The 12,394-nt window shown below is 42.0% G+C and carries 12 protein-coding genes and 1 riboswitch; of the genes, 10 read left to right on the plus strand and 2 right to left on the minus strand.

From position 1 onward, the window contains the following. Positions 1-69: 69 nt before the first annotated feature. From Q9G97_RS07445 to Q9G97_RS07470, 6 genes are all read left to right on the plus strand, one after another. A complete protein-coding gene (locus Q9G97_RS07445) occupies positions 70-939 on the plus strand; it encodes a LysR family transcriptional regulator (protein ID WP_305898289.1) in 870 nt (289 codons plus the stop codon). A gap of 328 nt (positions 940-1,267) precedes the next feature. After that, a riboswitch (TPP riboswitch) is annotated at positions 1,268-1,386 on the plus strand. 137 nt (positions 1,387-1,523) lie between these two features. Further along, positions 1,524-2,171, plus strand: coding sequence for a thiaminase II (gene tenA / locus Q9G97_RS07450; RefSeq protein WP_305898290.1), 648 nt, complete (start codon positions 1,524-1,526; stop codon positions 2,169-2,171). Between the two features lie 108 nt (positions 2,172-2,279). Then, complete coding sequence (locus tag Q9G97_RS07455) at positions 2,280-2,978, plus strand: class I SAM-dependent methyltransferase (RefSeq protein WP_305898291.1); 699 nt, start codon at positions 2,280-2,282, stop codon at positions 2,976-2,978. A 282-nt stretch (positions 2,979-3,260) separates the two neighbouring features. Continuing rightward, positions 3,261-3,581: a YbeD family protein gene (locus Q9G97_RS07460; RefSeq protein ID WP_227680454.1), complete on the plus strand. Its 321-nt coding sequence runs from the start codon at positions 3,261-3,263 to the stop codon at positions 3,579-3,581. Positions 3,582-4,097: 516 nt separating this feature from the next. After that, positions 4,098-6,374, plus strand: coding sequence for a class 1a ribonucleoside-diphosphate reductase subunit alpha (gene nrdA, locus Q9G97_RS07465; RefSeq protein ID WP_305898292.1), 2,277 nt, complete (start codon positions 4,098-4,100; stop codon positions 6,372-6,374). A 168-nt stretch (positions 6,375-6,542) separates the two neighbouring features. Then, positions 6,543-8,168 (plus strand): DUF4435 domain-containing protein, encoded by a 1,626-nt coding sequence (locus Q9G97_RS07470; RefSeq protein WP_305898293.1) that lies wholly within the window; start codon positions 6,543-6,545, stop codon positions 8,166-8,168. 193 nt (positions 8,169-8,361) lie between these two features. Here the strand turns inward: Q9G97_RS07470 and Q9G97_RS07475 are convergent, their stop codons facing one another. After that, a complete protein-coding gene (locus Q9G97_RS07475) occupies positions 8,362-8,508 on the minus strand; it encodes a hypothetical protein (protein ID WP_305898294.1) in 147 nt (48 codons plus the stop codon). Between the two features lie 107 nt (positions 8,509-8,615). On the opposite strand from Q9G97_RS07475, the gene Q9G97_RS07480 reads away from it, so the two are divergent. From Q9G97_RS07480 to yfaE, 4 genes are all read left to right on the plus strand, one after another. Further along, positions 8,616-8,960 carry a hypothetical protein gene (locus Q9G97_RS07480; protein WP_305898295.1) on the plus strand — a complete coding sequence of 115 codons (345 nt, stop codon included), beginning with the start codon at positions 8,616-8,618 and terminating at the stop codon, positions 8,958-8,960. Positions 8,961-9,046: 86 nt separating this feature from the next. Beyond that, a complete protein-coding gene (locus tag Q9G97_RS07485) occupies positions 9,047-9,196 on the plus strand; it encodes a hypothetical protein (RefSeq protein ID WP_201569100.1) in 150 nt (49 codons plus the stop codon). Between the two features lie 85 nt (positions 9,197-9,281). Further along, positions 9,282-10,415, plus strand: a complete 1,134-nt coding sequence (gene nrdB / locus Q9G97_RS07490) for a class Ia ribonucleoside-diphosphate reductase subunit beta (protein ID WP_305898296.1) — start codon at positions 9,282-9,284, stop codon at positions 10,413-10,415. A gap of 83 nt (positions 10,416-10,498) precedes the next feature. Continuing rightward, positions 10,499-10,765 carry a class I ribonucleotide reductase maintenance protein YfaE gene (gene yfaE, locus Q9G97_RS07495; RefSeq protein ID WP_201569104.1) on the plus strand — a complete coding sequence of 89 codons (267 nt, stop codon included), beginning with the start codon at positions 10,499-10,501 and terminating at the stop codon, positions 10,763-10,765. Between the two features lie 102 nt (positions 10,766-10,867). Here the strand turns inward: yfaE and Q9G97_RS07500 are convergent, their stop codons facing one another. After that, positions 10,868-12,190: a S1C family serine protease gene (locus tag Q9G97_RS07500; RefSeq protein ID WP_305898297.1), complete on the minus strand. Its 1,323-nt coding sequence runs from the start codon at positions 12,188-12,190 to the stop codon at positions 10,868-10,870. Positions 12,191-12,394: the final 204 nt, after the last annotated feature.

Here is a 12,394-nt window from a genome sequence, read left to right on the forward strand (position 1 = left end):
GGACTACTATACAAAGGTACAATCATTACGTAAAATTATCATTTATTATATAAATAAGTATGGTTTGTAATGATAAATACTATCTGGCTACGCACTTTTTGTACTTTGGTAGAAGTCGGTCACTTCACTCATACAGCTGAGCGTCTGCATATGACGCAATCGGGCGTCAGTCAACATATTAATAAGCTCGAGGCGCAGTTAGATATCTCGCTGCTTATACGCCAAGGTAAGCAATTCTCATTAACTAGTGCAGGCGAGTACCTCTATGACGAGGCAAAAGATATCTTGCTAAAACTGACTCATTTAGAGCAGCGTCTTGGGGAGGATTTAGCTTTTGAGGGTAAGGTGCGTGTGATGTCGCCTGGAAGTGTGGGGCTCAAGCTCTATCCTCATCTTTTATCATTGCAACAGATGCATCCTAAGCTGATAATCAATTATAGGTTTGCACCTAATAGTGACGTGGAGCAGGCGCTGGTTAGTAGTGATATTGATATCGGTTTTATGACTGATATCTCCCGTATTTCCAGTATCAATTGTAAGCCCGTGGCGACGGAAGCTTTGTTATTAGTGACGTCAGCGCAGATTAAATCAGTAGACTGGGAAGCTTTAGTCCAACTTGGATTTATTGGTCATCCTGATGGCGCTCATCATGCCAATCTATTATTAGGCGCTAACTTTTCTGAGTTTGAGCATATTAACGACTTTGAAGAAAAGGGCTTTTCTAATCAGATAGGGTTGATTTTGGAGCCTGTAAGTCGCGGATTAGGATTCACCGTGCTACCTGAGCATGCTGTCGTTGCCTTTGAAAGATCTCATCTTATCAATAGCCACCCTCTATCTACTCCCATCAGTGAAACCCTTTATGTGGCGACCAAACGCGAGTATGCCATGCCTCGTAGAATACAAACCCTCATTGAGGAAGCGCAAAAATGGCTGTAAGTGATGCCCGTTTCATAAGAAATTTAAATAATATAAGAAATTTGAATGAACAGTAGCTTTGAGCAAAGCTATATCATAAAACCTTTTAGTCTTAGCTAACAAGTCATTAAACAGCAATGAAATAAAAGCTGAGTGTAGCATTCATTACCACCAGCTAAAGCAATGTTAGCGACGCTTTTGTATAGAGGCACTTCGAAGCTTCAACATAAGGGCACAGACAGAACCATTATTTATGGTTCTGTGCGCATCACTTGCTAATGATGCCAGAGTTCGTCTATCATATGGCTCAACTGCTCAAATAACAGCAGATCTAAACTATTTATTCCTAAAAACCTTGTCGGGGTGCTGTGATTTTTGATGCTTTTAACACCATCACAATCATGGCTGAGAGTTACCCGCGAACCTGATGCAGTTAGCACTGACGTAGGAAACAAGCGTGACATTTTGTAGCACACCTCTTAAGCCTATTTTGCTAAGCAAGCCTTGCCCGTTTATATCCATAATCTGCTAAGTTTTTTGTGCCTACTCACTTCTCGTCTCCTACCACCTGCTTACTTGCACTTTTATAAAGGCAAGTGCACCCTATGAATTATCAAACGCTACGTCACAACTGCCCAACGTGGGATGACTACATCCAACATGACTTTGTCAAGCAGTTAGCGGTAGGCACGCTTGCCCCTGACAGCTTTCGTCATTACCTCGTCCAAGACTATTTATATCTGATTCACTACACCCGCGTGATGGCTTTGAGTGTCTATAAAAGCGCAACGCTGGCGCAAATGCGGATGGGTCAAGCAGGTATCAATGCCATGCTCGATATGGAAATCGACATGTATCTTGACTTCTGTCATCAATGGAACATACCCCTTGAACAAGTTGAGAGCGCTACTGAATCTGCCGCGACCATCGCTTATAGCCGCTATATCTTAGACGCTGCGATGTCAGGCTCACTGGCCGAGCTTTATGCGGCTATTGCCCCTTGCCTAATGGGCTATGGAGAAATTGGCAAACGCATTAAAGAGCAAGGTTTTATCACGGGCAATCCGTATCAGCCATGGATTGATGTGTTTTCCAGTGACGAATTTCAAGCGATTACCGCGCAGAACGAAGCACAGATTGATGCTCTACTCGCACAGGCTAGCCCTACGCAAATGGATAAATTCCAGCAGCTATTCAATATCGCCGCGCGTATGGAGGTCAGTTTTTGGCAACAGGCGTTAGATCTGTCTTAACCTATGTTTTTGACTCATATTTGAAATTATCGTCAACCTAGCTTGTAGTGAATATAAGCCTCTAAAATTAACCTTAGCCATCAACAACTAACAACAAGGAAAAATATCATGGCCGCATTCGATGAACACGCCAGTGCGTACGACAGCTGGTTTTTGGATAACCAGAACTTACTAGCCAGCGAGCTAAAGCTGGTCGCACGCTTCTTAGATAAAGACAGTAAGACACTGTCTATCGGCTGTGGTAGCGGGTTATTTGAGTCGCTACTAGCAAAGGAATACGATATCCATATTACGCATGGTATTGAGCCATCAAAAGATATGGCAGAAATCGCTGAAAAACGTGGCCTACAAGTAGACATTAGCCCTGCTGAAACCTGCGAGATTGAGCCTAATAAATTCGATATCATCCTGTTTAACGGCAGCGTCAGTTATATTAGTGATTTGGACATTTGTATCCAAAAAGCCTATGACGCCTTAAAAACTGGTGGCAAGCTTATCCTCATCGATGTGCCTAAAGAGAGCGGATTTGCCACCCTTTATAACTTAGCCAGCGCTGTAGATACTTGGCAGCACCCTTTACTGGAACACATCTCCCCTGCTGACCCTTATCCTATTGAGCTGGTCAAATCAGCGAACTGGCGCACCTCTGATGAAAAAATCACACTGATGCAAGCGAATGGTTTTGTTGATTTTGAGTATGCGCAAACCTTGTTAACTCATCCTATGTATGCCAATGATAAAGTCCAAGAGGTTATTAAAGGTTATGATCGTGGCGACTATGTCGCGATTTGTGGCTATAAAAAGTAGCTGATAAAGGATTTGTAACCTCAAAGCTAGGATGCACCCTTGAATAATGCCTTATGTATCATTATAAATAGAATATGCAATGGCTGCTCTTACGCGTTGATTGACGCTATCATTACTCTCAAAAATCGTTATCAAACATCACTGTCAAAAAATCTGAGCCCATCTCAGATTTTTTCGCTAAAAGTCAGAGCGCGTCATCATTTAAAACAATCATAAGGATTACTCATGAGTGATAACCAACAAAACCCAGATGTAGAAAAAGACAGCAAAAAAGAAATCGAGATGACTGATATGACGCCTAATGAGGGTATCTTAAAAGGCAAAAAAACTGATATTCAAAATCCTGAGCTCTGGGACTTTCCTATGGACTACCCGATGAGCATTATCGGGCATGAAGGCGAGTATGATAGTCTTCTAAATGAGATTAAGCTTATCCTCGGCAGCCAATTTCCAGATTTTGACTTAGCCTCTATCGAAGTCAAGCCTTCAAAAACAGGTCGCTTCCATTCAGCGCGTGTGAATATACACATTACCACTGCCGAGCAAGTGAATACGCTCTATGCGGCGCTTGATGATGCCAAAACCGTACGTATGGTGGTATAAGTTAATGCGTTACTGGCCTATTGAGTGGCCTGCTCAAAATAGCGAGCCATAAAGATAAAGGTAAAATACGCATTACGTAATCGTCACTTATTTGGGTGGCGATTTTTTGTGTACTGCGCTACAATCTACGCCCTCATTTTCACTCTGACAGCGCTATTATTAGCCATGACTTTTAATCATTATAAAAACGAAAGCGCAAGCCTTTTTTTATAAAATATTTTGTTATTGCTTACATTTTCTCTAAGCCTTATCCCATCACCCTTTGCTCTCATTTGAGCGCGATACATGCCTTCATCAACATAAATCCTAGTGAAAATCAATATAGCATTTTCAAAAAATTCCCGCTATATTGTGCCTACTTACTAATCAACACGCTATATGTAGTGCTCAATGATTTTTATCATTATTTTGAGCAAGGGTATATTTTTGCCCAAAAAGCACTGACAGTATTTAGAGCAGTAGTTAGTAAGCTTTCTGACAAAACAAATATTATAAGCAAACACTGATGAGGGTAGCATGACACATATCGACAAGATTCAAGTGACCAAACGTGACGGACGTCTAGAGCCTATTGATTTGGATAAAATCCACAAGGTTATCGAGTGGGCCGCGCACGACTTAGATAATGTGTCGGTGTCACAAGTTGAGCTAAAATCGCACATTCAGTTCTATGAAGGTATCAAGACTCGTGATATCCACGAAACCATTATCAAAGCTGCCGCTGATCTGATCTCAGAAACGACCCCTGACTATCAGTATTTAGCCGCGCGCCTAGCGATCTTCCATCTGCGTAAAATCGCCTATAATAAATTTACCCCACCGCATCTGTACGATCATGTGAACAAACTGACCGATGCAGGTAAATATGACGAGCATATCCTAGCCGATTATAGCCGCGAAGAGTTCGATGAGCTTAACGAATATCTTGACCATTGGCGCGATATGAATCTGGCCTATGCTGCGGTTGAGCAAATGGCCGGTAAATACCTCGTACAAGATCGCGTCACTAAGACCGTCTATGAAAGCCCGCAGTTTCTTTACATGCTGGTCGGTATGTGTCTGTTTGCCAATTACGACAAAGCTGAGCGTATGAGCTATGTGAAGCGCTTCTATGATGCGACCTCACAATTCAAAATATCCCTACCAACGCCTATTATGTCTGGTGTGCGTACCCCATCGCGTCAGTTCAGCTCCTGCGTACTGATCGAATGTGGTGATAGTCTAGATTCTATCAACGCCACTACTAGCGCCATCGTACGCTACGTCTCACAACGCGCGGGTATCGGCATCAACGCGGGTCGTATTCGTGCCCTTGGTAGCCCTATCCGTGGCGGTGAAGCCCAGCATACGGGCTGTATTCCTTTTTATAAATTATTCCAAACGGCTGTAAAATGCTGCTCACAAGGCGGCGTCCGTGGTGGTGCTGCGACGTTATTTTATCCAATATGGCATTTAGAAGTAGAGTCGTTACTGGTACTCAAAAATAACCGCGGCGTCGAAGACAACCGTGTCCGTCATATGGACTATGGTGTTCAGTTAAATAAAACCATGTATACGCGCTTAATCAAAGGTCAAGATATTTCGTTATTTTCACCGGGTGATACCCCAGGTCTATATGATGCATTTTTTGAAGATCAAGATAAATTCGAAGAGCTATACACCAAATACGAGAATGACCCGAGCATTCGTAGCCGTCAAATCCCAGCGGCAGACTTGTTTAGTCTCATGATGCAAGAGCGCGCTAGCACCGGTCGTATCTATATCCAAAACGTCGATCATTGCAACACGCATAGTCCCTTTGACGCGACGGTTGCGCCGATTCGCCAGTCAAACCTATGCATGGAAATCGCGCTACCGACCAAGCCGCTCGATAACATCAATGACGAAGAAGGTGAAATCGCTCTTTGTACACTATCAGCGGTCAACCTTGGTAAAGTCGAGAATGTCAGCGATATCGAAGAGCCAGCTGAGCTGATCGTGCGTGCGCTTGATGCCCTACTCGACTATCAAGACTATCCTGTCAAAGCCGCTCAAAATGGCAGTATGCGCCGCCGTACTCTAGGCGTTGGCGTGATTAACTATGCTTATTACTTGGCGAAGAATGGCGTGCGTTACTCAGATGGCAGTGCTATTGGTCTGACCCATCAAACCTTTGAAGCGCTGCAGTATTATCTGCTAAAAGCGTCGAATAAACTTGCTAAAGAGCAAGGCGCTTGTCCTGCTTTTAATGAGACCACTTATTCGCAAGGTATCTTACCGATCGATACTTATAAAAAAGATCTCGATAAGATCTGCCAAGAGCCATTGCACCTCGATTGGGAAACCTTGCGTAGCGAGATTACCGAACACGGTTTACGTAACTCGACCCTAACCGCGCTAATGCCATCTGAAACCTCAAGCCAGATTGCCAACGCCACTAACGGTATCGAGCCACCACGCGGTCTCGTGTCTATCAAAGCGTCAAAAGATGGCATCCTTAAGCAAGTTGTGCCTGAGATTGAAAAACTAGGCGGTCAGTACGAGCTACTCTGGCAAATGCCGAACAATGATGGCTATCTAAAGCTGGTCGCTATCATGCAAAAGTTCGTCGATCAAAGTATCTCTGCCAACACTAACTATGACCCTACACATTATGAAGGTAATCGCGTGCCGATGAAGATATTGCTTAAAGACTTATTGACCGCGTATAAGCTAGGCGTAAAGACTTTGTATTATCATAATACGCGTGACGGTGCGAATGATGCCCAAGCGGATATGGAAGATGATTGTGCTGGTGGGGCTTGTAAGATATAGGTTTTATATGCGGCGAGTTCTATATCTGAAGTAGTCGTATAGTGTATTAAAACACCAAATGCCTTATCGGCTTCAAACAGTTAAAATGGCTGCTTGATTGTGTTTCGGCAAAATGATATCTACATAAAATTTTATATACTATCTTTAAAAGTATAGAGGCAAAAGCCTATGACAGAACCATTTATTCTAAATCTATCTAGAAAAAACAATGACACTGAAGCAATTGAGTGTCCTCAAAGCCTAGTCCTAATCGGTGCAAACGGTTCAGGTAAAACAAGACTTGGTACATGGATTGAGATGGATTCTCCACAGAAAGAAAAAGTGCATCGAATATCTGCACAGAAATCTTTATTGATGCCTGATAATACAATGCCAAAAAATATCCAATTAGCAGAAAAAGAGTTTTTGACTGGATATGAAGGTATGAGCAATATTACAAGTAGTAATTTTTTAGATTATAAGAATGATTGGCGTTGGGATATGAAACCTGTAACTCACTTGTTGAATGATTTTAGCCAGTTAATGGTTTATCTATTTTCAGAGTTTACAGATGAAAGTGCTAAGTACCTAAATGAATCCAAGCGCACTTTGGATAGAGTAACACCTCCTTTAACTAAGCTGGATTTGATTAAACAAGTTTGGGAAAAAGTATTACCTCATAGACACTTAATCTTAGAAGGACTAAGTGTTCAAACCTGTATAGTAGGTGATGAGGGAAGTGCGTATTCTGCTTCAGAAATGAGCGATGGTGAAAGGGTTGTTTTTTATCTTATAGGCCAATGTTTGGCAGCGCCTGAGAATGGAGTAATAATAATTGATGAACCAGAGATACACCTCCATAAGTCTATTCAAGCACCGCTATGGATAGAAATACAGAAATTAAGACCAGACTGCCTTTTTGTTTATATGACACATGACGTTGACTTTGCGGTATCTTTACCTAATTCTCAAAAAATATGGCTTAAATCTTACGATGGAACCAACTGGGATTGGGAATTAGTTCAAGAGATAGATGGATTACCTGAAAATTTATTAATAGAGATACTTGGTAGCAGAAAACCTATTGTACTTGTTGAAGGTATTAAAGGTAGTTTTGACTCAAAATTATACCAAGCGATACTTGATGATTTTTTAGTTATTCCAAGCGGTTCATGTGCAGAAGTTATCTCAACTGTCAAAGCTTTAAAATCAAGTAGACAGCTTCATCATCTTAATGTTTACGGAATTATAGATAGAGATAGAAGAGTCGAGAATGAGATAGAAACTTTAAAAGATAATGGGATTTATACTCTAGAGGTTGCAGAGGTTGAAAATCTCTTTTGTGTGCCAGAAGTGACAAAAATAGTGAGTGTTAAACTTGGAAGAGATCCTGATGAGGACTCAAATGCCGTTTCAAATTTTGTTATTAATAGATTACAGTCAGAATTTGAAAAACAAGTGTCCTTACATGTAGCAAGTGAGATTAAGTTTCAATTAAATTGTTTCAATGATAAAGCAAATGGTAAAGACAACCTTGAGTCGGCTTTATCGTCACTAACAAATAACATTGAAGTCGCTAAAATTTATAGTGAAAAAGAAGCATTATTTACTGAGGCTATTAATTCTAGCGATTATTTAAAATTATTGAAAATTTATAATAGAAAATCGTTAGCTAGTCAGATTAGTGCCATCTTAGGTTTACAGAAAGATGAACTGGCTAAAATGATATTAAGGCTTGTAAATAGTGAATCTAGAGAAGAGATTAAGCAAGCTTTGAAGCCTTATTTTGGAGAATTTTCAGACAAAATTTCATAGTCTCAAACAGTGTGTAGGTTAGGTTGACGAACGAAATCCAACAATCATCATTATATAAAAATATAATGTTGGGTCTCGTACCTCGACACTAACCTACTTTTAGATCATAGCAGTTTTTGTAGGGTGCGCCCAGCGCACCGATGATATAGATAAGCCGTGCAAACGGTGCTTAAAAAGCACCCTACAAAAATGCTTAAATATCAGATTTGGCTAGAAAGATTAGCAATGCTACAACGAGGCTTTTTAGCCCCGACTGTAGCGGTATCCTGCCAACGCTGATGGCGATGTAGGCTGTGGCTGGATGCAGTATCGAGGCAACAGGAATGCGACCAGACATCATAGACTGCACGCCAGCGACTAGGCAGATACAAGCGGTAGGCGGGATTGGCTCCCAAAAACTGCTAAAATTAAATCTTATGCAAAACAATAAAAAAAGAGGTCATAAACATGAACTATACCGCAATCATCAAAGACGGTGGATTGTTTATCCCTAACGTATTTTCGGATCTAGATGATGGTAGCTCGCATATCGTCCAAGTAGATGTCGATATCGAAGCTGTCCGTGAGCAATTAGACGTTAATGAAAGTCCGAAAAAGACAGTAGCAAAGCAGTTGAAAAAACCTGTGAAAAAAGCGACTAAGAAACAGATACACGACGCAGATTTGGACAAACTACGTCATAGTGCGACCGGTGAATTAGCGGCATTCGATGATGGTGAGCTGAGCGAAATGCTAAAGGCTTATATGAATGATGAGCAAATATCGGCGCAGATATCATTGGAGAATTTATAGTTCTTAAAATGTATCCGAAACTCTAATAGATATATTAAGTTGTTATAATTAAAAGATATTTTCTTAGATCAATGAAGGAAAACACTATGACTCATGAAGTTGATGAACGGACAAATATATTGAGTTTGATAGATGATATTTCTGAAGAACAGAATGATATAGAGCTAGGTAAAATAGTTGAACAGCGAATAAATGATGGACAACCACCGATACGAGTAATATTAGACGATTTGTAATCCTATAACGAATACTTTTATTTTGCTGAGCTAAAGCCACAGCCTACACTTACTAACAGACGCATAACCAATAAAGGCCACTCCCATGACTTACTCAATCTTTAATCAAACGCCAAATGATGCTATGAAAGAGCCTATGTTCTTTGGTCAGCCGGTCAACGTCGCGCGCTACGATCAGCAAAAGCATCCTATCTTTGAGCAATTGATTGAGAAGCAGCTGAGCTTTTTTTGGCGGCCTGAGGAAGTCGATGTCTCAAAAGACCGCATGGATTATGGCAACTTGTCCTCGCATGAGCAGCATATCTTTACCAGTAATCTAAAGTATCAGACCTTACTTGACTCTATTCAAGGTCGTAGTCCAAACGTTGTGCTATTACCCTTAGTTTCTATCCCTGAGCTTGAGACGTGGATTGAAACGTGGACCTTCTCTGAGACTATTCATTCGCGCAGCTATACCCATATCATTCGCAATATTGTCAATGATCCTGGTCTTATCTTTGATGACATCATGCAAAATGAGCATATCTTAGAGCGTGCCTCTGACATCGCGAAGTATTACGATGACTTGTACTACAATGCCCAGCTCTATAATTTATATGGTGCGGGTACGCACCATATTAATGGCGAGACGGTCACCGTTGATTTGCGCTCGCTTAAAAAGCAATTATATCTCTGCCTTATGGCAGTCAACGTCTTAGAGGCGATTCGCTTTTATGTGTCATTTGCCTGCTCATTTGCTTTTGCTGAGCGCAAACTGATGGAAGGTAATGCCAAAATCATTAAGCTAATCGCTCGTGATGAAGCGCTGCATCTGACAGGAACGCAGCATATGCTTAATCTAATGCGTAACGGTCGCGATGATCCTGAGATGGTCGAGATTGCTGCTGAGTGTCATGAACAAGGTATCGAAATCTTCCGAAAAGCAGCTGAGCAAGAAAAAGAATGGGCAGGTTATTTATTTAAAGACGGCTCGATGATCGGCCTAAATAAAGACATTCTTTGTCAATATATTGAATATATTACTAACTTGCGTATGGAAGCGGTTGGTCTACCATCAGCCTTCCCAAATTCAAAATCCAATCCGATACCTTGGATCAATACTTGGTTGTCCTCTGATAATGTGCAAGTGGCCCCGCAAGAGACTGAGATTAGCTCTTATTTAGTCGGGCAGATCGACTCTGATCTTTCAGATAGCGATTTTGATGATTTTGAGCTTTGATACTGAATGATAGATTTGGTTTATAAAGCTAGACTAAGAGTATTTTAAAGAGTATTAAGTTATTAAGTACGGCAGGGTTTATTATGACTTGGGTAACGACTAGCAAAATGCGCTTTTACTTGCATGATGATGAGAGTCTACTTGATGGGCTCTTGCGTACCGGTCATGAGGTGAACTTTCAATGCCGTGAGGGCTATTGCGGTAGCTGCCGCGTGCAGAAGTTATCCAGCTCACATGAGGTCGACTACCCTTTTGCACCGCTGGCGATGATTGAGGATAATGAGATTTTGCCTTGTTGCTGCCGAGTCAAAGGGGTCATCCATATCGACCATGAGTTTATCAAGAGCTAAGACTTTCGGCATTAACACCCTTAGAATAAGAAAATGAATCAAAAAAACGCGCTAACTCTATGCTAGCGCGTTTTTTTTGATCTGAGCGTCTCTCTGTATAGCCTACTGAACCGCACCGTCTTGCTCAAACAGCTTCATCAGCTCCTCACGCATACGGTCGCGCTCCTCCTCGCTCATCATAGGTCTGTTTTGAGCCTGACCATGATAATCAGGCTCTTCAAGGCCACCCTCCATAGCGACAGGACGTTGCACGACTTCTTGTACAGGACGCTCCTCTAGCATAATCTCAACTTGAGCATTTTTGCCTCTACGCAATATTTGCGCGTTCAATACCATATTAGGCGGTTTACGCGCTACGTATTGAATCAGTCTATTGGCATCAGTCATCTCAACATCATCGATAGTCAAGATAACATCGCCTACTTGCAAGCCACTCTTAGCCGCTGGGCCTTGTGGGACGACTTTTAACACTTCGACACCCGTAGTGGTCTCAAGCTGGGTTGGATCACGTAGCTGTGATTGAATCTCAATGCCTAGCCAGCCACGACTGACGCGACCGTCCTTGATTAGCGCGTTCATCACTTGCTCAACCAGTGCCGTTGGGATAGCAAAGCCAATACCCATCGAGCCGCCTGAGCGTGAGAAGATAACCGTATTAATCCCGACCAACTCGCCACGCGCATCAACTAATGCGCCCCCTGAATTACCAGGGTTGATAGCCGCATCGGTCTGAATAAAGTCTTCAAACTTATTGACACCTAGACCAGTACGACCCGTCGCTGAGATAATGCCTTGGGTAACGGTCTGACCTACGCCAAACGGATTACCAATCGCTAAGGCTAAGTCACCAACGCGAATAGGCTCTTCACGAAATCCTAAAGGCGTAAGTCCTGTCATGTCGACTCGAATCACCGCCAAATCACTATCAGGATCCGTACCAATAACTTTTGCGCGACTCTTACGCCCATCACTAAATGCTACGGTAATCTCATCGGCCTTTTCGACCACATGCGCGTTAGTCACGATATAACCATCTTCTGAGACGATAACACCAGAGCCTAAATTAGTAGGCCCTGCTCCTTGCTGACTGTCTTGATTTTCAAAAAATCGACGCAGGACAGGATCATCAATGTAGGGATGCTCAGCCATAGCTTGGGTGGTATAGATATTGACCACTGACTGTGAGGCGCGCGCGACCGCATTATGATAAGACGAAATCGGTGCAGGCGTATCGCTTACAGGTGCTGAGGCTTGTTGCTCCTCAGGCGTCGTCCTCGGCGGCTCCCAAGCGTTTGATGCGCTATTCATACTAGTAAATAGCCAAGTAAATGCAGCAAGAACTATTAATAAAAGCACCCAAGGCAGCCACTTTAGTAGCGTACCCTTACTGTTAGCCTGTGAGTTGTTAGCTCGTGGAGACGACATATAAAACCTCTGTAAATTTTATGCGGCAAATAGTAGCGAATATAATACTTAATTAAAAAACACTTAGTTAAAATTTAATCTGAGTCTATATTTTTCTTAATAATTAAGACACAGTCAAATAGAATTTATGTAGATCATTACCCTTGAAGACAAGGCTTAGCAATCATAAATAGTTTGATAAATAGCTTTAGCTAATAATTATAG

The organism is Psychrobacter sp. M13 (genome assembly GCF_030718935.1).
GTDB classification, from domain to species: domain Bacteria; phylum Pseudomonadota; class Gammaproteobacteria; order Pseudomonadales; family Moraxellaceae; genus Psychrobacter; species Psychrobacter immobilis_G.